The following is a 19,588-nucleotide window of genomic DNA, read 5'->3' as shown; positions in this document are numbered from 1 at the left end:
ATGCAGCAGCTCGGTTATCTCAAGGAAACTCCGTCGCAGACGGCAGGGCCCTATGTCCATATCGGCCTGACGCCGAATTTCTGCGACATAACGGGTGTCTACGACAGCGATCTCGGCGTGGCGATGGTCAACGACAAGACGCTCGGCGAACGCATCACCGTCACCGGCCGCATCTTCGACGGCGCCGGCGCCCTGGTGCGCGACGCCGTCGTCGAGATCTGGCAGGCCGACAGCGCCGGCCTCTACAACAGCCCCTCGGAAATGCGCGGCGCCGCCGACCCGAATTTCACCGGCTGGGGCCGCTGCCCGACCCGCGCCGAGGACGGCGTCTACAGCTTCGAGACCATCAAGCCCGGCCGCGTCCCGTTCAAGGACGGCCGCAGACAAGCCCCGCACATCACCGTCTGGATCGTCGCCCGCGGCATCAACATCGGCCTGCAGACGCGCATGTACTTCCCGGAGGAGGCTGAGGCCAACGCCGCCGACCCGCTGCTATCGCGCATCGAACACCGCGAACGCGTCGCAACGATGGTCGCCACCCGCGACGGTGCCATCTGCCATTTCGACATCCGTTTGCAGGGTCCTGACGAAACGGTGTTTTTGGATATTTGAGGGGCTGGCCGGTGGCTTCGATGGAAAGCCCGTTGCCCGAAGCCCCCTCACCCTACCCTCTCCCCAAGGGGAGAGGGGATGTGCCATACGAGATGACATGCCCATAGGCGCCGGCGCTGCCTCACACCCCTTCTCCCCTCGGGGAGAAGGGGCGGCAGCCGGATGAGGGGGCCGCAGCCACAAAGAGCAGACCATGAGCGCATCGCCCTTCGACCACCCCTTCCTCTCCGGCCTACTCGGCGACGATGAAATCGCCCCTTATTTTTCCGCCGAAGCCGATCTCCGCGGCATGCTCTCTTTCGAGGCCGCGCTCGCCAAGGCCGAAGCCGATCACGCCGTCATCCCCGCGGAAGCGGCAAGACAGATCGCCGCGGCCTGCACCGGCTTTTCCCCCGATCTCGCCAGTCTTCGCGCGGCAACGGCGCGCGATGGCGTCGTCGTCCCCGATTTCATCAAGCAGCTGCGCGCCGCGGTCGGCGAGGAGGCGGCCAAAAACCTGCATCTCGGCGCCACCAGCCAGGATGTCATCGACACCAGCCTGATGATCCGGCTAAAGGCGGTGGTTTTCCTGTTTGCCGGCCGGCTGTCTGCCATCATCTCAGGCCTCGATGCGCTCGAGCGTCGGTTCGGCGGCAATAGTCTGATGGGCCATACCCGCATGCAGGCGGCGATCCCGATCACCGCCGCCGACCGTCTCGCTGCCTGGCGCGCGCCGCTGACGACCTATCGCGACCGACTGACCGAGCAGAATTTCCCCGTTCAGTTCGGCGGCGCGGCCGGCACCCTCGACAAGCTCGGGCCGCAGGCCGCAGCCGTGCGCGCCTCGCTCGCCCAGGAGCTCGGCCTCACCGACATCGGCCAATGGCAGAGCACGCGCCTTGTGATCACCGATATATCAGGCCTGTTCGCCTCGATCTCGGGCAGCCTCGGCAAGATCGGCCAGGATATCGCCCTGCTCGCCCAGATGGGCCGCGAGATCGAAATTTCAGGTGGCGGCACTTCTTCGGCCATGGCCCACAAGCAGAATCCCGTCGCCGCCGAAGTCCTGGTCTCGCTGGCCCGCTTCAACGCCACGGCGCTCTCCGGCATCCACCAATCCCTTGTCCATGAACAGGAACGCTCGGGGGCCGCCTGGACGCTCGAATGGCTGCTGCTGCCGCAAATGGCCATGGCAACGGCCGCCTCGCTGCGGCTCGCCGGAGAACTCATAGGAAATATCAAGAGGCTCGGAACTGCGTGACGCGGCATCGGCAGCAGTCGGCATAGGGCGAGCATTCTGTCGCCCGGCGCGGCAATTGTTTTTTCGATCGCGCGCAACCATCTAATAGGCATGACTTGCAGAAAACGCCCGCCTCGAGCAGCCGATTTACCGAAAACCAACCATACTGGGTTGCTTTCCGACGCGAAAGCCGATTGCTTAGGAGAATATACTTCTTCTTCCGCTAGCGGTTAGGAGAGTGAAAGGGGGCGCAGGCAAACCCGTGGAATTCTGCTGCTTCGCATCGGGATAAACTATGAGTACGATGGCGAAGCGGGAAGGCCGGTTTGAAAAACGATGACGACAGAACAGTTTCAGATAAAATTTTGGGGCGTCCGCGGCAGCATTCCCGTATCGGGCCCCGAATTCGACCGCTACGGCGGTAACACGTCCTGCATCGAAATTCGCTGCGGAAACCATCGGATGCTTTTCGACGCGGGTTCCGGCCTGCGCGAGGCCGGGCTGTCGTTGCTCGCCGACGGCGTCAGCGACGTCGATCTCTTCTTCAGCCACTGCCATTACGACCACATCATCGGCCTGCCCTTCTTCAAGGCGATCTACTATCCCTCGATCAACGTCAACATCTGGTCGGGCCATCTCGACGGCAAGATGAGCACACGGGAAATGGTCGAGCAGTTCATCAGCCCGCCCTGGTTCCCCGTCAAGACCGACATCTGTCAGGCGACGATGAACTTCCGCGATTTCCATGCCGGTCAGGTTCTGACCCCGCATGAGGGCATCGAGATCAGGACCTTCACGCTGAACCATCCGGGCGGTGCCATCGGCTACCGCATCGAGTGGCAGGGCCGTTCGATCGCTCTGATCTACGACATCGAGCATATCCCCGGCACATACGATCCGGTCTCGCTGGAAATGATGCGCGACGCCGATCTCGTCGTCTACGACTGCACCTACAATGAAGACGAGATGCAGCGCTTCAAGGGCTTCGGCCATTCGACCTGGCAACACGGCACCGAACTTGCGAAAATGGCCGGCGCCAAGCGCTTCGCCCTGTTCCACCACGCTCCCTCCCGCACGGACGAGCAGCTGGCACAGATGGAAGCGCAGGCCGAGGCCGCCTTCCCCGGCGCCTTCGCTGCCCGCGACAATCAGACCGTGGTGATCTGACCGCTGCCGAACCGCTCCTTTGTCGGCGCAAGGCAAGGTGAAGACGCCTTGGTCCTTCGCAGCCCGCGCGCCTGCGCTTTCCTGACGGAACAGTAGCCGGGCCCGACCGTTTCCCCGGCAGCGCAAGATCGATGAAGCGGGGATCAGCCATGACCGTGTTATCAGGACAATGCCTTTGCGGGCAGGTGCAGCTTTCTGTTCGAGGCGAACCCTTGCGCGTCGGCATTTGTCATTGCACCGATTGCAGGAAGGAGAGCGGCTCGGCCTTCACCTTCTATGGAATCTGGCCCGCCGCCCAGTTCGAATATTCCGGAGAAACCGGCGAGTTCCAAGGCCGGCGTTTTTGCACCGGCTGCGGCTCGCGGCTGTTTTCCGCCGATGACGAAGAGGCGGAAATCAAGCTCGGCATCCTGTCCGAAGCCCCGACGCCGCTCGTGCCGCGTTACGAACTCTGGATCAAGCGCCGCGAACCGTGGCTGCGGCCGGTCGAGGGCGCCGAGCAGCACGAGGAAGATCGCAGGTGAACGGCCGCCCCGAAAGCCCTCCCGTCGCCGCGCTCGTCCGGCATCACCGCATCACCGTTGCCGGCATCGAGACTTTCTATCGCGAGGCCGGTCCGCCGGACGCGCCTGTCCTGCTGCTGCCGCACGGCTATCCCTGCTCCTCCTATGAGTTTCGCAATCTGATGCCGCGCCTTGCCGATCGCTGGCGCCTGATCGCTCCGGATTTCCCGGGCGCAGGCTACAGCGGCACTCCTGATGATTTCGATTACAGTTTCGATGGCTACGCCGCCTGGCTGGAGTCCTTCGTCGGCGCGGTCGATGTCGGCCGCTTCGCCCTCTATCTCCATGATTTCGGCTCGCCGATCGGTGCGCGGCTGGCGATCAGAGCGCCGCGGCGCGTCGTGGCGCTCATCATCCAGAACGGCGACATTCCCTACGAGGATGCGCTCGGGCCGAAATATGCGGATATCGAGGCGACGTGGAGCCTGCCGCCCGCAGAGATGAGGAAGGCGCTGGCGGGAGCGATCAGCGAGAAGACGTTCAAGGAGGAATTCCTCAACGACCTGCCGCCGCCTCTTGCCGAGACTATCCCGCCGGACCTCTGGACGCTGCACTGGTCATTGATGACGCCGCAGCGCAAGCAAATCGCCATCGATCTGATCGCCGGCCTCAGGGAAAACCGCGCCTGGTTTCCCGAGCACCGCAAATATCTCAGGGACTTCCAACCGCCGACCCTGATCGTCTGGGGGCCGAACGACCATTACATGCCGGAAAAGTCGGCACGCGCCTATCTCCGCGATCTGCCGGACGCCGAACTGCATCTGCTCGGCGGCGGGCACTGGTTGCTCGAGACCCACCTCGACGAGGTCGCCGCCCTTATGCGGGACTTTCTCGGACGGGTTCACGCCGCCTGATTACGCTTGCAGAAGTGCAGGCGCCGGCGACCAGCGGACGGCGGGGTGTCGGCCCGTCTGCTCGAATAGGGCCGACAGGAAATCCCAGGCGGCGGCGTCATGCACGAGATGATGGGTGAGAACACCGATCGGCTCGTCGCTGCCGGCAAACCGGTCGCCAAGCTCGGCCACCAGTTCGGCAACCAGTTCCTCTTCGCTGCGGCCGCCGCGTGTGCCATGCCAGTCGATAATGTCGACATGGGTGTTGAGAAGCGGCATCGGCCCGTTCCGCCTTGCCCGCCCGTAGACCGAAAGCGCTGCGAAGCCGAGATCGGGCAAAGCAGGGATGAGGGCGGCGTCGATCCGGTTCCACGGCGGCACCAGGATCGGCACAAAGCGGGCGGGATGCAGACGCTGCAGCAGCCGAAACCCGTCGCGCAATTCAGCGAGAACGACGTCCGCCGGCCGCTCGCTGCCGAGTTCCTGCTTCTTGCGCTCACGCCCGGCATGATTGGTGTGAGACCAGCCATGCACCGCCACGGCGACGGACGCCTCCTCCGCCAGCCGCGCGGCCAATGCTTCGCCGGTCAGAGCGGGAATGACGGCGAACGTCAACGGAATGTCGTACCTACTGGTCAGCGCCAGCAGCGTCTCCAGATCAGGCGTCGGCTCGACGGCATCGTCATCGCGCAGCCAGAACCGCGCCGCGCGGCCGGCGGCCTGCCAGCGGTCAAGCTCGCGCCGCAGCGGCTCCCAGCTCTTGCCTTCGCTCATTCTCCTGCTCCTGTTCCGGCGCTGTCGCGCAAAATCCCGTCCAAGGCGCGCGCAGCCGTCGCAAGCGAACGCTCATCGAGCACGAAGCGTCGTGCCGCCTGCCCCATCACCTCACGCTTCTCACCGTCGTCGAGCAGGGCGGCCACCGCCGCGGCATAAGCGGCAACGTCTCCATCCGGCGTCAAAAGACCGGTGACGCCAGCCTCGACGACGGCGGGCACGCCTGCCGTTGCCTGCGCGACCACAGGCAGGCCGGCCGCCTGCGCCTCCAGATAGGCAAGCCCGTAAGCCTCACCGCAACCGGGCCAGACATAGAACCCGCCGCGCCCCAGCAATCCGGCAATCTCGGCAGCACCCAGGGCGCCCAACCATTCGACGCGCGAGGAAAAATCGGCAAACAGCGCCTGTACCTCATGCCGCATCGGCCCATCGCCGATGATGGAAAGGCTCCATGGCCTGTCTTCGATCAGCCGCAATGCCTTTGCAAGCATCGCATAACTCTCCATCTTGTCGCCCGCCCGCATCATCGCCACCGTCACCAGCCGGCGCGGATCCGGCGTGGCCGACAGCGCTTCGAAGAGCGCCGGATCGATGAAGGGTTTCAGGCCGGCGAGCCGCGCCGCCGGAAAGGCGGCCGAAAGTCCGGCCCGGTCGCGCTCGGTGAAGCAGATATTGACCGCCGCCTGCAGGACCGCCTCGCCCACACGCTTCTGCTGCGCCGCCCAGCCGGTCCCGTCGCGCTTTGCCGCATAGGAGGCCTCGGCGGTGACATAGGGAATGGCGAATTCGGCTGAGATCGCAGGCCCGAAGGGATCGGGCGATTTGTAATAGGGGTGGTAGCAGAACCAGAGCTCGGGGCGCGGCGCCGATTGCCATTTCAGCCGCAGCCGCTCATCTTCGGCGCGGATGGCGGGTTCGAGCGCGGCTGCCGCCTCCGGCGCTGCGGCATAGCTGCGGAATTCGGAGACGACCTCAACCGCGTGCCCGGCACGCTCCAGCGCCCGGATCAGCAGCCGCGCCATCAGCCGATCGCCCGACGGCACCGGATGGTTCGGCGATTTCATCGGCGCGTAGAAAGCCACCCGCATGCCGCATCCCTCATAAGACAGACTGTTTCCAAATCGGCGCTCGCGGCCGGGCGAAAAATTCCGCTATTGTCCCATTCCCTAAAACTTGCGCATAAGCATATGGAATGTGATCGCGCTCGAAGCAATTCCGCCTTTTTCGCAATCTCTAAGAGCCTGCGGTTCCATCGACAAGAACGGGAATGAATGACGACGGCCTCAGCCACAGGGATTTTTTCGGAGCGCGCGATCAGACGGGCGAGGCTTGGTTCGGGCCTCGTCATTTTCATTTTCGTCCTGCTGCATTTGTCGAACCATGCGCTCGGGCTGGTTTCACTCGCCGCCGCCGACAAGGCCCGCCACCTTTTCCTCGCCATCTGGCGCAATCCCGCCGGCACGGCAGTGTTTTACGCCTCGGTGCTGATCCATCTGGGGCTGGTGCTGCGCGCCATCTACATGCGCCGCAGCCTGGTCATGCCGAAGGGGGAAACGGCGCAGATCGTGCTCGGCCTGCTGATCCCGCTGCTTCTCATGGATCATGTCATCGGCACGCGCATCGCCCATGAGCTCTATGGCTATATCGACGATTACGAGACGGTCGTCGAACAGCTCTGGATCAAGAATCCGGCGAATGGCGCACGCCAGGTGCTGGGCGTCATCGCCGTCTGGTTCCATGGCTGCATCGGCCTCCATTTCTGGCTGCGCTACCGACCGTGGTATGCGGGCGCCGCGCCGCTGCTGCTGGCGCTGGCGATCCTCGTGCCGGTGCTCTCGATCCTCGGTTTCGTCCAGATGGGCCGTACCCTTGCCGATCCCTCCTATCAGCTGACGACCAATCCCTACGAGGTCAACCTCAACGCCCACTATCTCCACGACCCCGAGGTTCGCGCCCGGATCGCCACGGTCCGCGCCGGGCTCTACGGCGCTTTCTCGGCCTCGCTGCTCCTCGTCGTCGTCGCCCGCGCCCGGCGCCGGCTGAAGGAGCGCCTCGACCAGGTGGCGGTGCATTATCCGGGCGGCGAGGTGATCCGCGTGCCGCGCGGCTTCACGGTGCTGGAAGCAAGCCGGCTCGGCGGCCTGCCACATTACTCCGTCTGCGGCGGCAAGGGCCAATGCTCTACCTGCCGCGTGCAGATCCTCGGCGACTATGAAAGCCTGCCCGCGCCCGACAAGATGGAACAGACGACGCTCAAGCGCATCAATGCCGGCCCCGACGTTCGGCTCGCCTGCCAGCTGCGCCCGGACCGCGACGTCGCGGTCGCGCCGCTTCTGGTGCCGGCGGTCGAAACCGCCCTTCCCGCCAACAGCCAGGAGACCAGCCCGGGGCGCGAACGCGAGATCGCCGTGCTCTTCGTCGATATCCGCCATTTCACCACGCTGACGGAAACGCGCCTGCCCTTCGACGTCGTCTTCCTGCTGAACCGCTATTTCGCCATCATCGGCAAGGCGGTGGAGCAGGCGGGTGGGCGGCTCGACAAGTTCATCGGCGACGGCGCCATGGCGCTCTTCGGCCTCGGCACCGCGCCGGAGGAAGCCTGCCGCCAGGCGCTTAACGCCGCTGCGGCGATCGTCGGCGAGATCGAGAAACTCGCCGCCGAACTCGCCGAGGAGCTGGCGCTGCCGCTGCGCATCGCGATCGGCATCCACACCGGCCCGGCCGTCGTCGGTACGATGGGCTACGGCCGGGTGCGCAGCATGACGGCGATCGGCGATACCGTGAACGTCGCAAGCCGGCTGGAAAGTGCCGCCAAGGAGTTCGAAGCGGCAATCGTCATCTCCGAGCCGGTGGCGAAGCTCGCCGGCGCCGACCTTTCCGGCATCGAAAGCCGTGAAATCAGCGTGCGCGGCCGGGCGCTACCCTTGAAAGTCTATGTCATTCCGAGAGAGAAAGCGGCAGAACCGCTCGAAGGAAAAGACTGATGCCCGGCAAGCCCTGGCTCACCGCCAAATATTGGAGCCGCCGCCTGCGCAAGGCGCGCAATACCGCCGCCTCGCGCTTTTTCGACACCCGCTTCGGCCGCCGCCTGCTGATCGAAAATATCGGCCCGCGCGTCGTCTCGATGACGGTCGATGCCGGCGATCATCTGATGACCTTTTCGCCGGCCGACTATATCGGCCGCAAGGTCTTCCGGAAGGGTCATTTCGAGCGCGACGCCGTCGACCGGCTGATCGTCATCCTGCGCGAGCGCGGCCTGCTTCGAAAGGAGGCGACGCTGCTCGAGATCGGCGGCAATATCGGCACCCAGACCGTCTATTTCGCCCTGAGCAGCACTTACATCAGGATCGTCAGCATCGAGCCCGACCCGCGCAATTTCCCGCTCCTTGCCCTCAACATCCGCCAGAACCGGCTGGAAGAGAAAGTGCGACTCGTCAATTGCGCCGCCGGCGAGCGCCAAGGCGAGATCGACTTTTTCCTCAATCGCAACAATCACGGCAAGAGCAGCGCCATCCGCCAAAGTGCGACCGACACGAAGATCAGCGTGCCGGTGAAGCCGGTATCCGAAATCCTTGCCGACCTGGCGATCGACCCGGCCGCCATCGGCCTCGTCTGGATGGATATCGAGGGTTACGAGCCGGTCGCCTGCCGCTCGATGCAGCCGCTGCTTGCCCGCCGCGTGCCGCTCCACATGGAGTTCACGCCGCTCTTCTACGGGCGCGAGGGAACCAAAGCTTTCACGACTATGCTCTCCGGCTTTTACGAGGATTGCCTCGTCCTCTTCGAGGACCGCGAGGAGGAGATGAAGGTGCGGGATCTTCCGGCGGACATCGATCAGTACAATGTGCTGTTTTTGCCGTAGAGGCGGCTTCTCGTGTACTGGATGCCATAAGCCACAAGCGTCATTGCAGCGCCAGTAAAACTCCTAATTTTTGTACGTTGGCAGAGTTTGAGAAGCAAATGCGCTTGTTTTCATGCATCCTCGTTTTTCTCGCGTTTATGTTTGGTAATGCTCATGCTGCATCCCGGCAGCAATTCACCGTATCGACGCCAGGTGGCCGGATTCTGATTGAGAGCTTCGGGAACTGCGCGAAGGCAACATGTCCGGCTGTTTTGATCTTGAGCGGCAGCAAGGGCTTTGGAGCGACCGCTTATGATGAGATCGGCCAGGCGTTCCGGGCTGCTGGTTTGAATGCCTATCTCATTCACGTCCTGTCGGCGGCCGACATTGACGCCATCGCCACAGCGAGCAGCGCGCGTGCGCGGATCGCCTTTTATGCGCAACGATTGCCGGAGTGGACATCGGCCCTTCAGGGCGTGGCCGCCTATCTTGAGGGGCAACCGCTCCACGGCGGCAAAGTTGGCGTTCTCGGAATCTCCCTTGGCGCGCAAATCGCTTCGGCCGCTACGGTCGGACGCGCCGATATTGACGCTGTGGTGCTGATCGATGGCGGCTTCCCGAACGCGTATTCGCAGCCTGTCCGTTCTTTGCCGCCCTTACTGCTGATCTGGGGAAGTGCTGATCGTACGTTTCCCTTGTCGATCGGCCGGGAACTCCAACGGGCGGCGCAACGGCTTGGAGGGTCTGTTGCCCTTGATGTTTATGACGGCGGGGCGCACGATTTTTTCCTGAAATCGGCAAGCCCAATCGCTGAGGCCGCACACCGGAACGCAGCCGATTTTTTGGCATCGCATCTGTTGCGATAGCTCCGACTTCCGCCGCTGCACACTTCCGGGCGACATGCATTAATGGCGGTCAATCCAAAAAATTGGCGGCGGTGAAGTCCCGCACCTCGTCGGCGATCCAGTTCCGCAAGGCCCGCACCTTCGGGTGATCCTGATTGCCCATGCGGTAGACAAGATCATAGCCCCATTCCACGTCCATTTTCGCGCGGGGAAAGAGCGCCACAAGTCGGCCGGCGCGCAGATCCTCGGCGACCAGCACGCTGCGACCGAGGGCCACCCCCTCGCCTCGGATCGCCGCCTCGATCGACATGCTTCCGTGACTGAAACCCGCCCCGCGCATCTTCGGGCATGGCACATCCATTGTCGCAAACCACCGCTCCCAGGTCGTCGTCATCCCGATCTCGTGGATGAGTTGGCAGGTGGTGAGATCCCGTGGCGCTGAAAGCCCGCCCATGCGCTCCCGATATGCCGGCGAACAGACCGGTGAAACCGTCTCGTTCATAATCCGCTCGGCCGTCGCTGCCGGATATTGGCCGGCCCCATAGCGCAGCGCGACATCGATCTTGCCTGTCGTGAAATCCACGGGCGCGTCCGTGACTTCGAGCTGGACATCGAAATCCGGGTAGCGCGCCATCAGCCTGTGCAGACGGGCCGTGAGCCATTTGGTTGCGAAGGAAACGCCCGAGCTGACGACAAGGCGGGCATCGGTTTCGTTCCGGCGACGAATGCCGTCCGCCTCTCGCGCAATCTCGGACAGCAGCCGGGTGACGGTGCTGAAGAAGGAAGCGCCGGCGTCGGTGAGTTCGATCTTCCGGGTCAACCGGCGAAAGAGCTGGACCCCGAGATGATCCTCCAGCGCTTTCACCTGGCGGCTGACCGCTCCGTGGGTCAAATGCAGTTCTTCCGCCGCCAGCGTCATGCTCAGCCGTCGGGCCGTTGCCTCGAAGGCGCGAAGGGTCTGCAGCGGCGGGAGTTGAGGGTCTGCCATGATTCTCATGTGTGAGCGCTGCTCACGCGTTCTGTGACAACAAATGGTTTGTCGGCTGCTATATCATGGATGAAGATGTGACGCAGCTGCACTTATAGGCCAACCCATTCGACGAAGTTCCCATGACGCACCATGTGACCGATCCCGCCGTCCTGACCGCTCCCGCGTCTTCACCTGCCATGAAGAGCGTCGGCGCCATGCTTCTGCTCGCCGTCATGTGGGGACTGTCGATTCCGATCACCAAGCTCGGCCTTGCAACAGTCCCGCCACTGATGTTCACGGCGATGCGTTTCCTCGTGGCTGTCCCCCTCTTGCTGCTCCTGTCGCGGGGTCAGCTTCGGGTGCCGTTGAAAGCCGTTCCGAGCGTCATCGCCCTTGGTGTCATGGGTATCACGCTCGGCAACGTCGCGCAGTCATTCGGCGTGCAAGGCACCTCGGCGTCGGTCGGAACCCTCATTTCCGCAACCATCCCGATCTTCATCGTCATCTTCGCTGCGATCCGCCTGGGGCAGTCCGTGGCCGGTCGGCATTGGGTCGGCCTGCTGGCGGCCTTCGGCGGCATTGCGCTCGTCGCCGTGGGAAGCGGCTCAGGGGTGGACGACCTCTCGAAAACCACGATGACGGGTGTGGTCTGGATGCTGATTTCGGCGGTCGCCATTGCCTTCTATTACATCTGGAGCGCGGAACTCGCGGACAAATACGGCACCCTGCCCGTCGCCGCATGGAATGCATGTGCCGGGCTTGTCGCAATCCTGCCTCTGGCCGGCTGGGAGATGGCGCACCTGCCTTTCCAGATCACCGCGCAGGTGCTCTGGACGGCGGCCTATCTCGGCGTGCTGGTGACGGTCGCCGGCCTGTTGCTCTGGCTTCACATTCTGCGGGCGGTGCCGGCGCGGGTCGCCGCAAGCGTCCAATATCTGCAGCCGGTCTTCGGGATCGCCGCCGCATCGTTTCTTTTCGGCGATCATCTTGGCCCGACATTTGCCGCGGGCGTGATCCTGATCCTGGCCGGACTGGCGATGGCGGTTTCCAACAAGCGCCGGTCCCCGAAGCTGTCGGAACACATGAATAAGGCGTGACCGCCAAGCTTCCCCACCGCTCTGTGGTTCCCGGAGCGGATTGGCCCGTCCCTCAGGGGACGGGCCTTTTTCATTCCCGAGCCAGGCGCAAGTGCCGGCGAAATCACATCAAACGATGTTTCCTGCTGAGAGGCACATCATCATTGCCACCACTTGGCTCTTTCAAGGGTGACTTTTCGCGTCACGTTGCGGTTGTCGGGAACGCGGATCTCAATGGTTTGGCTTTTGTTTCCATTTATTACCTCTTGGCAAACGGCAAGCATCGCCGGAATCAATGGCTCGCGAAGATCCGACATTCCAAGAGTGGTTGCAGCCCTCAATGCTGATGCTGGCGTCATGTTGAAACCGCAAGCTCCTTTCGTGATAGTACGAAAGGAGTTTGCTATTCCGGCTGTGCGATCGTCAGCCTGAGCATGACCCGCCGTAGCAAGAACAAGCGCGATAGCGCCGAAATTACGCAACTTCATTATACTACCCCTAAATTACAATTTCTGAGCGCAATACAACTTCGCGCATTTCCGAAGTCAATTGGCTGCAGCGCGAAACCACAATTAGTGTTCGATCGGCAGAAGCGCTATGACAGCCGCGCGGCATGCCTCAAACAAGTTTCTTCGCCTCTGTCCTGGAATGGTCGTGATATTTGTTCTCCCGCAGCGTCCCGAAAAGCTTCAAGCTCTCCAGATGCTCGCGCTGAGCGCGATAAAACTCGTTGAGGAAAACCAGTTCCTGACCGGGCTTGACGGGATCCGGATAGCGGATCCTCCTGGTGATGGTGCGTACGATCTTGGCGATCTCTTCATTGCCAGGATTCTTCGTCGAGTCGCGGAGCACGTCCTCCAGTGTCTGCAGCTCATATTTGCCGTAGACGTCGAGATGTTCGGGCTGGAAATCGAAGGCCGGCTGCGACGATGCCGTAGCGGGCGCGGACACAGCGAGATCGGCGAGCAGCACCGAGCGCGGATTGTCGACCACCAGGGTACCGGCGATGATGTCGCCAAGTCGTTGCCGGCGCCGGTTGGCGAGCGGAACGATGACGACGGCCAGGAGCCAGAAGCCGGTCAAACCGTTCATCCAAGCGGACTGAGAGTCGAGCGTCGACAAAAGGCCGATGGGAGCGAAGATCTCCACCTCCTTCATCAGGTTGCGCGCGGTCACCTGGTGCGGCGTCAGCCGCCGTCCATTGGCGTTGATGACGCGAATGCCGGTTATTCTTTTCCCGAGCGTGCGGCCGTTCCAGATGAGCTCCGAGAGAATGTAATAGGGGGTTCGCAGCAGAAAGCCGAGCAAGGCGCCGAGCATCAGATCGGCGCTCACGGGCAGGAGCCCGGCGAAGATGACGACGGCGGTGCAAATGAAGATGACGAGAGCGGTCAAAAGGATGTCGAGGAATTGCGCGCCGAAACGGGTTCCGAGCGAGGCGATCGCGAAATTGATCGGCACGCCCTCGGGCGGAAGGAACTGCTCGGTGCGCTTGCCGTCCGTCACTGACTGGCTCATCGCCGGGCTCCCGGCAAAACCTTGCTTTCGCGGCCGCCAAGCAGCAGCCAGCTCGCCCAGAAGACACCCATCCCCCAGCCGATGGTGAGACGCCACACCGGATCCTGGATCAGCTGGCGCAGAAATCCTTCGATGAAGGCGGCCACGACAAGCATCAGTGCCGCAAGGATGGCGAGCTTGACGGCGTCATGGGCCTGGTGGCGCAAGGCCTCCCTGCGCGTGCGCGCGCCCGGTAGCAGAACGGCCAGGCCGAGCCTTGCACCGCCGGCACAGGCAATGGCGATGGCCGCAAGTTCCGTGACGCCGTGAATCGACAGCCAGGCGAACACGTCGTAGCCCAACCCCTTGCCGGAAAACATCGCAAAAAACGCACCCAGGATCAGGCCATTGTAGAAGGTCAGGATAAAGCTCGGCACCGATACGAAAACACCGAGGGCAAAGGTCAGGACGATGATGCTCGTATTGTGGGAAAAGAGAAATGCGGAAAATGCGGCGAGCTTGTCGCTCTCATGCCCTTCATTGCCATAGATCGTCGAGCGGAGATAATCGGCCGATGCGCCGGGGGTGCGCTGATCGGCCATTTCGGGCGGCACGAAGGTATAGAACCAGCTCGGGTCGTGGGTGAAGAGCTTATATCCGGCGGCAGCCCCCAGAATGAGCGCCAGGAAGCCGATGAACAGGGGCAGCGCCGATCGGCGCACCGCCTGCGGAATGCCGTGGACCAGCAGGCGGCTGATCAGGCCGCCGAGGCTTTCCTGCGGCGCGTAGACGACGAGATAGGCCCGGGCGCAGAGGCTTTCGAGATAGGCGATCAGCGCGCGATCCAGGGAAATGTCGCGCGCCACGCTCAGCGAATTCATCGCCTGCCTGTAGCCGCCGGCGAGGTTGCGCACCTCATCATAGCCGAGCGTCGCCGCGCCGCCCTTCTCCGCCCGCGTCACGAGTTCGTCCAGCTGCCGCCAATGCGCCTCGCGCTCCATGCGAAAGCGTGCCGAGCGCAGCATATCGGTCTGGATGGCGCCGTTTGCCGGCGCGCCCGTCTCTGTCCTGCCGTCGATACCGATATCGCTCATATCATCTCACGGGATTTGATTTCGATGTAGCGGGCAATAAGATCCGAGGTCAGCGCCTCGGGTGTGCTGTCGAGGCAGAGCACGCCGAGACGCGCCAGTTTCTCCATGACGGTGCGCCTCTCGTTGAGGATCTGGCGCGCCGCCACGGAGCGGGCCACAGCGTCCAAGCTCATCTCCTCGGGTTCCGTCAGCTTTGCCAGCACCGGATCGCGCAAGGCGACGTAGACGATGAAGTGATGCCGGGCGAGCACCTGAATGTTCTCGATCATCAGCTCCGCCGTGACGCTGTCGACGAAATCGGAGAATATCACGATCAGCGAACGTCGCTTCAAGCGTGCCGACAGATGCGTCAGTCCGAGCGTATGATTGCTTTCCTGGGTTTCGTAACGCAAATCGGCGCAAACCGTCTGCAGCCGCGGAAAGGCGGCTCTTCCGGGCAAGGCCGGCACGAACAGGCGCGGGCGGCTGTCGAAGCTGTAAAAGCCCACGAGATCGCCGGCAAGTCCTGCGGCCCAGCACATGGCCAGAGCGGCGTTGATGGCGCGATCGAGCTTGGCGAAGCCGCCGAGCTGCTCGGCCATCAGCCGTCCGGAATCGACGCACAATATGATCTGGTGGTTTCGTTCGGCCCTCATCTCGCGCACGACGAGATTGCGCATCCGCGCCGACCGCTTCCAGTCGATGCTGCGCGGGTCCATGCCGCTGGCAAATTCGCGCAGCTGATGGAATTCCGATCCTTCGCCGCGCAGCCGCAAATCCTTCTGGCCGGCTTCCAGCGGCAGGATCTGGGTTCTGATCGCTCCCGACAGCACCGGCGATATATCGGGCAGGACGGCGATCTCTTTTCCCACGGGCATGCGCGCGATAATGTCGAGCAGCCTCAGCCGCGATGGCCATTTCAGCCACAGCTCATGGACCGCGTATCGTCCCCGTCGCGTCAGGCGAAGATCGAAAGCGGCCCGGAAAACTTTCTCGCCGGCGGGCGACGCGGGGCTCGCCGATCTGCCTTCGCCGATGACAAGCTCGGGAGCGCAATCGAGCCGGATTCCGATATTGTCCGGCACCACCCCCTTCTGCGGCCGAACCCCCACCGTAAACTCGGCGACATGGCCGACAAAGCCTTGCGGCGGCAGCTCGAATTCCACCGTCATTCGGCCTGAGAAGGCCGACATCGCCAGATCGCCTGCCGTCAATGCCGCAAGCGCGACCCACAGCAAGAGCAGCGGGTAACCCATATCGCGCCACCATACGCTGACGAAGACCGTCACCGCAGCCAGGATCAGAACGAGCGCGATCAGATATCGGGATGGCCGCATTAACGAGGCGCATCCACGCGGTTCTTGATATTGGCCAGCACCTCGTCCGGGATGCGGCCGTCAATTTCCGCCGAAGGCGAGAGGATGATGCGATGGCGAAGCGCAGGCACGAGCAACGCCTGAACATCATCCGGCAAGCCGTAATCCCGGCCTTCGAAGGCGGCGCGCACCCTGACCGCCGCGGCAAGAGCGTCGGCCGCGCGCGTGGATGCGCCATAGAGAATATCGGGATCGGAGCGCGTAGCGCGCACCAGATCGACAACATAGGTCAGGATCGTCTTGTCGAGATGGATCGCATCGATCAATGCGCGGCCCGCGGCGAGCGCCGCACTCGTCACCAGCGGGCGGATGCCGGCATTGCGCACATCCGCTTTCAAGGCCTGATCCGCATGCCTGGACAGAATGGCGATTTCCGTATCGCGGTCGGGAAAATCGACGACCAGCTTGAACAGAAAGCGATCGAGCTGCGCTTCGGGCAGAGGATAGGTGCCCTGCTGTTCGATCGGGTTCTGCGTGGCGAGCACGAAGAAATCCGACCCCAGGGAATAATCGGTCCCGTCGATCGTGACCATCCGCTCGTTCATCGCCTGGAGAAGCGCGGACTGCGTTTTCGGCGGCGCGCGATTGATCTCGTCGGCCAACAGAATGTCGGTAAAGACCGGCCCCTTGGTCAGGTGGAACTGATTGGTCTGGAAGTTGAAGAGATTGACGCCGAGCACATCGCCCGGCATCAGGTCGGGCGTGAACTGGATGCGGCGATAATCCAGCGCCATGGCAGCGGAGACCGACCGGGCCAGCAGGGTTTTGGCCGTGCCGGGCGGGCCTTCGACAAGGCAGTGCCCGCCGGCAAAGATCGAAATCAGAACGAGATCGATGATGGCGTCCTGCCCCTGTACCACCTTGCCGATTTCGCCACGAACCGTAGCGATGAGATCGCGAAATTCACTGAGATCCAAACTCAAAACTCCCTAGCAATTTTCTGAATGTCTCGAGATTGCGGTGCAGGTCCGACCGCGTCATCAAATGCCCGCGTTCGATCAGCGCCTCGGCCGTGGCGTGCAATGCCTGCGCCTTCGCCTTGTCGTGCCGCGCCAGGCGTTGAAACAGGCGCGCGATGCCTGCCTGATTTCCGGCGCCGGAACCGAAAAGCAGCTGCGCCTTGTCGGCAAGCAGATGCAGCACGAACTGGCCCGTCATCCGGCCGTCATTGCCCGACAGGCGCAGGAGCCGCGCCGTGGCTTCGATGGCGGCGGTCTTCGACAGTTCGATATTTGCCGAAGCCTCGCGCAAAGGCGGCCCGAAGCGATAGGCGCCGCGCCAGAAAGAGATCGCCGCGACAACGAGCACGGTTCCCCAGATGACCGACAAGGGATAGACGAAAAACCGCTTCAGATCGGCGGTGGAGCGCTCATAGGACTGCCCCTCGTCAACCGTCGCCTCGTCATCCAGGGGCCGCCCGGCCGTATCCAGGTAGACCGGCCGCGTCTCACCGGCGCCGCGGAGAGACTGGACCAATGAGACGGCAAAGGCGGCGTTATCGGCCAAAGCCAGCCCGTGATTGTTCAACAGGTCGGGATCCGAGAGCAGATAGACGTCAGGGGTATCGTCGCACCGCAACAGCAGCGCCCCCAGCGGCATGCCGGCAATCTCCTCGCAGCCTTCCGGGAGGCTCGACCGCTCGAAGGTTTGCGGCTGGTAGAGAGCGATCTTGATCGGCTGGCCCGGCTGCAGGTGCGGCTGTGCCTCTTCAAAACCCGTCTCGCTGCGGGCGAAACCGAAATCCGAGTAGCCGATCTTGTCGAGTTCGTTGCTGATTTCGCTGAAATCAACCAGCCCCGATTTGCCGGCGACACCCTCCGTCGATACGCTGTTGCGCCACTTCGGCAATGCGATCAGCGTCGGCAGCGCGTATCGGCCTGCCTCCTCAGCCGGGTTTTCCGGGCTCAGGTCATCCGTTTCATCGCCCGGCTGGGATGCGACCTCGCCTTGGCGTATCGACAGAGGAACAATGCGCAGCGAGACTTCGGAACGTGCCTGGACGACATGCGGGTCGGATCGGAGGACGGGGATCCCCTTGGCCTGCAGCCACAATTCCAATCCCTTGTTGCCGAGGGGCGAGCGGTCGTAATCGCTGCCCCGCGACAAGGCGAAGATTGCCAGCGCCGCCAGCACCAGCAACAGGCCCAGCGCCAGCATCGGGGCCGAGCTACGCATGGGCTAATCTGCCGGTCGACAGCAGGTCGCGGGCCGTCGCGAGAAGGACGCCGAAATGCCTTTCCGCAACGGCACGCCCACCGTAATGAGCAAGTTCCACCGCGGTCAGCAGATTTGCCAGCCGGTCGCGGTCGGGCATCGAGTTCGGCAGACGGGCAAACACGGCGCGCTCCGTATCGGAGCGGAAAAGCCGCGTTCCCGTAATATCGGCGGCGTGCAGCAGGCAATGCCTCAAGAGCAGGATGAGCGCCTGCTGTCGATCCGCCATGGCCGCGATGCGTTGCAAGACGTCGTTCGGCTCCTCCTCAGCCGCGCCGGCGCCGGTGCGCCAGCTCGCCGGCGCCTCCCCCTGCCGCTGCTTGATGTCACGTGGAGCTGACGACAACAGCACGCCGCCATTGCCGAAGCGCATCCATAGGCCGATCGCCACCGCCAGGCCGACAAGCACCATGCCGACCGCCAGAGGCCCGTCGATGACCGGCTCGCGAATGGCAAAGGACGGCTTGCGTTGTGATGACCGCTTGTCCTGTGTCGTGCCCGAGGCTGCATTGGCCTTCTCCGACGCATCGCCGTAGACAAGCTTGCAGTGCACGCCGTTCAGCAGGCACTGCGAGGCGTATTCAGTGCCGACCGCGCTGATCGGACGATCGCTGTCCTGCGCCCGCGCAGGCGGAAATGAAGCCGAGGCGGCCAGGAACAGAGCCGCCAGCAGACCGGCGTTGCGGATGGCCATGCTCTAGGCAAAAACCTCTGCACGCGCTTCGGGACGCAGCGGATCCGGCCCGAACTTGTTCGGACCTTCGGTGCCCGGAAGGACGGAAATAACAATCGTCACCGGGAATGTGACGAAGACGGCATAGGGAATAAAGCCCAGGGCAAATAGCGCGAGATACCACCAACCGGAAATGTTGCGATCATGGAACCGACGGACCTGCAGAGATATCACCGGCAAAAACATTGCCAACGCGAACAACATCCAGATGACCACAGTGTAGTGAACCGGCGACGGGGCTCCGGTGCTCATGGTAACAAAGGCGAGCACAAAGGCCAGTATTGCAAGTGGGAATAGCGCCAGCACGTAGAATAGCATGAACCACCAATATTCCGACCGGGAAGCCCTACCGGAAAAGGTTGCGTATTTCTGCTTCAGAACAGTCCGAACAGCCTCAGTAAACCCCATCTGAAATGGCCCCCAATTTCCACCTGGTGCAAGCGTGGTATTCAGATGGAAACATCTATAATTCAAACGTAAAGATTGCAAGAAGTCCGCATCCTTCAGGCAGGGCTTGGCTTACATCACAGGAAAAGCAACGCCCACCTGTTGGGCTTTCGCACCAGGCAGCGAAATCAAGAGGACGGTGCGGGCTCTGCCGGGCGAGCTATCCGGCAGACTGCATCACCAGCGACTGACGGCACCGCGGCAAGCACGCCGGAAACCGAGGCGAGCGTGCCGCGGTGCATCGAGCTTGCGGCCTCGCCGGCGGTGAAGACACCGTTGACGCTGGTCTCCTTGTTTTCGCCGGCCTGGATGAATGGCCCGAACGCGCCGGTCCTCCAAGGCGCAGTG

General features: G+C 63.0%; 20 protein-coding genes and 1 pseudogene. 9 read left to right on the top strand and 12 right to left on the bottom strand.

Translation table 11 applies throughout. The features are described from left to right. The 5 genes from pcaG (at position 1) to CO655_RS04555 (ending at position 4,415) form a co-directional block, all read left to right on the top strand. Complete coding sequence (gene pcaG / locus CO655_RS04575) at positions 1 to 612, top strand: protocatechuate 3,4-dioxygenase subunit alpha (RefSeq protein WP_097663950.1); 612 nt, start codon at positions 1 to 3, stop codon at positions 610 to 612. Between the two features lie 193 nt (positions 613 to 805). Next, a complete protein-coding gene (locus tag CO655_RS04570) occupies positions 806 to 1,852 on the top strand; it encodes a 3-carboxy-cis,cis-muconate cycloisomerase (protein WP_097663948.1) in 1,047 nt (348 codons plus the stop codon). A gap of 315 nt (positions 1,853 to 2,167) precedes the next feature. After that, entirely contained in the window at positions 2,168 to 2,998 is an 831-nt protein-coding gene (locus CO655_RS04565; protein ID WP_097606641.1) for an MBL fold metallo-hydrolase, read from the top strand. Between the two features lie 149 nt (positions 2,999 to 3,147). After that, the gene (locus tag CO655_RS04560) at positions 3,148 to 3,522 is read left to right on the top strand and encodes a GFA family protein (RefSeq protein WP_097606642.1); all 375 of its coding nucleotides are present in this window, start codon (positions 3,148 to 3,150) and stop codon (positions 3,520 to 3,522) included. Then, on the top strand, positions 3,519 to 4,415 hold the full coding sequence (locus tag CO655_RS04555) for an alpha/beta hydrolase (RefSeq protein ID WP_097663947.1): 897 nt from the start codon (positions 3,519 to 3,521) through the stop codon (positions 4,413 to 4,415). The genes CO655_RS04560 and CO655_RS04555 overlap by 4 nt, the downstream gene beginning before the upstream one ends. Here the strand turns inward: CO655_RS04555 and CO655_RS04550 are convergent, their stop codons facing one another. Together CO655_RS04550 and CO655_RS04545 are read right to left on the bottom strand one after the other, a co-directional pair. After that, positions 4,416 to 5,168, bottom strand: coding sequence for a polysaccharide deacetylase family protein (locus CO655_RS04550; protein ID WP_097663946.1), 753 nt, complete (start codon positions 5,166 to 5,168; stop codon positions 4,416 to 4,418). It lies immediately after the preceding gene. After that, entirely contained in the window at positions 5,165 to 6,256 is a 1,092-nt protein-coding gene (locus CO655_RS04545; protein WP_097663945.1) for a glycosyltransferase family 4 protein, read from the bottom strand. The genes CO655_RS04550 and CO655_RS04545 overlap by 4 nt, the downstream gene beginning before the upstream one ends. A gap of 183 nt (positions 6,257 to 6,439) precedes the next feature. Between CO655_RS04545 and CO655_RS04540 the strand changes: the two genes are divergently transcribed. From CO655_RS04540 to CO655_RS04530, 3 genes are all read left to right on the top strand, one after another. After that, a complete protein-coding gene (locus CO655_RS04540; protein WP_097663944.1) occupies positions 6,440 to 8,152 on the top strand; it encodes an adenylate/guanylate cyclase domain-containing protein in 1,713 nt (570 codons plus the stop codon). Beyond that, positions 8,152 to 9,030, top strand: a complete 879-nt coding sequence (locus CO655_RS04535) for an FkbM family methyltransferase (RefSeq protein WP_097663943.1) — start codon at positions 8,152 to 8,154, stop codon at positions 9,028 to 9,030. Before CO655_RS04540 ends, CO655_RS04535 begins: the two co-directional genes overlap by 1 nt. A gap of 98 nt (positions 9,031 to 9,128) precedes the next feature. Continuing rightward, a complete protein-coding gene (locus CO655_RS04530; protein WP_097663942.1) occupies positions 9,129 to 9,875 on the top strand; it encodes a dienelactone hydrolase family protein in 747 nt (248 codons plus the stop codon). A 49-nt stretch (positions 9,876 to 9,924) separates the two neighbouring features. Here CO655_RS04530 and gcvA read toward each other — a convergent pair whose 3' ends face one another. Next, complete coding sequence (gcvA, locus tag CO655_RS04525) at positions 9,925 to 10,842, bottom strand: transcriptional regulator GcvA (RefSeq protein ID WP_097663941.1); 918 nt, start codon at positions 10,840 to 10,842, stop codon at positions 9,925 to 9,927. A gap of 197 nt (positions 10,843 to 11,039) precedes the next feature. Between gcvA and CO655_RS04520 the strand changes: the two genes are divergently transcribed. Continuing rightward, positions 11,040 to 11,921, top strand: a complete 882-nt coding sequence (locus CO655_RS04520; RefSeq protein ID WP_097664076.1) for a DMT family transporter — start codon at positions 11,040 to 11,042, stop codon at positions 11,919 to 11,921. 140 nt (positions 11,922 to 12,061) lie between these two features. Here the strand turns inward: CO655_RS04520 and CO655_RS04515 are convergent, their stop codons facing one another. From CO655_RS04515 to CO655_RS34240, 9 genes and pseudogenes are all read right to left on the bottom strand, one after another. Next, on the bottom strand, positions 12,062 to 12,388 hold the full coding sequence (locus CO655_RS04515; protein WP_097663940.1) for a hypothetical protein: 327 nt from the start codon (positions 12,386 to 12,388) through the stop codon (positions 12,062 to 12,064). A 130-nt stretch (positions 12,389 to 12,518) separates the two neighbouring features. Further along, positions 12,519 to 13,418 (bottom strand): RDD family protein, encoded by a 900-nt coding sequence (locus tag CO655_RS04510; protein WP_097663939.1) that lies wholly within the window; start codon positions 13,416 to 13,418, stop codon positions 12,519 to 12,521. Beyond that, positions 13,415 to 14,491, bottom strand: a complete 1,077-nt coding sequence (locus CO655_RS04505) for a stage II sporulation protein M (protein WP_097663938.1) — start codon at positions 14,489 to 14,491, stop codon at positions 13,415 to 13,417. The genes CO655_RS04510 and CO655_RS04505 overlap by 4 nt, the downstream gene beginning before the upstream one ends. Continuing rightward, positions 14,488 to 15,807, bottom strand: coding sequence for a DUF58 domain-containing protein (locus CO655_RS04500; RefSeq protein WP_097663937.1), 1,320 nt, complete (start codon positions 15,805 to 15,807; stop codon positions 14,488 to 14,490). Before CO655_RS04500 ends, CO655_RS04505 begins: the two co-directional genes overlap by 4 nt. Next, positions 15,807 to 16,763: a MoxR family ATPase gene (locus tag CO655_RS04495; RefSeq protein ID WP_097606652.1), complete on the bottom strand. Its 957-nt coding sequence runs from the start codon at positions 16,761 to 16,763 to the stop codon at positions 15,807 to 15,809. Before CO655_RS04495 ends, CO655_RS04500 begins: the two co-directional genes overlap by 1 nt. Continuing rightward, a complete protein-coding gene (locus CO655_RS04490; protein WP_097663936.1) occupies positions 16,750 to 18,021 on the bottom strand; it encodes a hypothetical protein in 1,272 nt (423 codons plus the stop codon). Before CO655_RS04490 ends, CO655_RS04495 begins: the two co-directional genes overlap by 14 nt. Further along, on the bottom strand, positions 18,014 to 18,754 hold the full coding sequence (locus CO655_RS04485) for a hypothetical protein (RefSeq protein WP_097663935.1): 741 nt from the start codon (positions 18,752 to 18,754) through the stop codon (positions 18,014 to 18,016). Before CO655_RS04485 ends, CO655_RS04490 begins: the two co-directional genes overlap by 8 nt. 3 nt (positions 18,755 to 18,757) lie before the next feature. Further along, positions 18,758 to 19,201 (bottom strand): DUF805 domain-containing protein, encoded by a 444-nt coding sequence (locus tag CO655_RS04480; protein WP_010029468.1) that lies wholly within the window; start codon positions 19,199 to 19,201, stop codon positions 18,758 to 18,760. A gap of 199 nt (positions 19,202 to 19,400) precedes the next feature. Beyond that, positions 19,401 to 19,569: pseudogene (locus CO655_RS34240) on the bottom strand (NAD(P)/FAD-dependent oxidoreductase); the annotation flags it as partial. Between the last annotated feature and the right edge of the window lie 19 nt (positions 19,570 to 19,588).

It is taken from the genome of Rhizobium sp. M1 (assembly GCF_002531805.1).
Lineage (GTDB): Bacteria > Pseudomonadota > Alphaproteobacteria > Rhizobiales > Rhizobiaceae > Rhizobium > Rhizobium etli_C.
The sequence above is the reverse complement of the archived record's forward strand: the minus strand, read 5'-3'. Positions and strand labels throughout refer to the sequence as shown.

What these genes read in the sequence shown, in the direction of transcription:
- CO655_RS04540 (WP_097663944.1), top strand. Translation starts at nt 6,440, where the DNA reads ATGACGACGGCCTCAGCCACAGGGATTTTTTCGGAGCGCGCGATCAGA.
- CO655_RS04545 (WP_097663945.1), bottom strand. Translation starts at nt 6,256, where the DNA reads ATGCGGGTGGCTTTCTACGCGCCGATGAAATCGCCGAACCATCCGGTG.
- CO655_RS04535 (WP_097663943.1), top strand. Translation starts at nt 8,152, where the DNA reads ATGCCCGGCAAGCCCTGGCTCACCGCCAAATATTGGAGCCGCCGCCTG.
- CO655_RS04550 (WP_097663946.1), bottom strand. Translation starts at nt 5,168, where the DNA reads ATGAGCGAAGGCAAGAGCTGGGAGCCGCTGCGGCGCGAGCTTGACCGC.
- CO655_RS04530 (WP_097663942.1), top strand. Translation starts at nt 9,129, where the DNA reads ATGCGCTTGTTTTCATGCATCCTCGTTTTTCTCGCGTTTATGTTTGGT.
- CO655_RS04565 (WP_097606641.1), top strand. Translation starts at nt 2,168, where the DNA reads ATGACGACAGAACAGTTTCAGATAAAATTTTGGGGCGTCCGCGGCAGC.
- CO655_RS04505 (WP_097663938.1), bottom strand. Translation starts at nt 14,491, where the DNA reads ATGAGCGATATCGGTATCGACGGCAGGACAGAGACGGGCGCGCCGGCA.
- CO655_RS04500 (WP_097663937.1), bottom strand. Translation starts at nt 15,807, where the DNA reads ATGCGGCCATCCCGATATCTGATCGCGCTCGTTCTGATCCTGGCTGCG.
- CO655_RS04490 (WP_097663936.1), bottom strand. Translation starts at nt 18,021, where the DNA reads ATGCGTAGCTCGGCCCCGATGCTGGCGCTGGGCCTGTTGCTGGTGCTG.
- CO655_RS04560 (WP_097606642.1), top strand. Translation starts at nt 3,148, where the DNA reads ATGACCGTGTTATCAGGACAATGCCTTTGCGGGCAGGTGCAGCTTTCT.
- CO655_RS04570 (WP_097663948.1), top strand. Translation starts at nt 806, where the DNA reads ATGAGCGCATCGCCCTTCGACCACCCCTTCCTCTCCGGCCTACTCGGC.
- CO655_RS04485 (WP_097663935.1), bottom strand. Translation starts at nt 18,754, where the DNA reads ATGGCCATCCGCAACGCCGGTCTGCTGGCGGCTCTGTTCCTGGCCGCC.
- gcvA (WP_097663941.1), bottom strand. Translation starts at nt 10,842, where the DNA reads ATGGCAGACCCTCAACTCCCGCCGCTGCAGACCCTTCGCGCCTTCGAG.
- CO655_RS04510 (WP_097663939.1), bottom strand. Translation starts at nt 13,418, where the DNA reads ATGAGCCAGTCAGTGACGGACGGCAAGCGCACCGAGCAGTTCCTTCCG.
- pcaG (WP_097663950.1), top strand. Translation starts at nt 1, where the DNA reads ATGCAGCAGCTCGGTTATCTCAAGGAAACTCCGTCGCAGACGGCAGGG.
- CO655_RS04520 (WP_097664076.1), top strand. Translation starts at nt 11,040, where the DNA reads ATGCTTCTGCTCGCCGTCATGTGGGGACTGTCGATTCCGATCACCAAG.
- CO655_RS04515 (WP_097663940.1), bottom strand. Translation starts at nt 12,388, where the DNA reads ATGAAGTTGCGTAATTTCGGCGCTATCGCGCTTGTTCTTGCTACGGCG.
- CO655_RS04480 (WP_010029468.1), bottom strand. Translation starts at nt 19,201, where the DNA reads ATGGGGTTTACTGAGGCTGTTCGGACTGTTCTGAAGCAGAAATACGCA.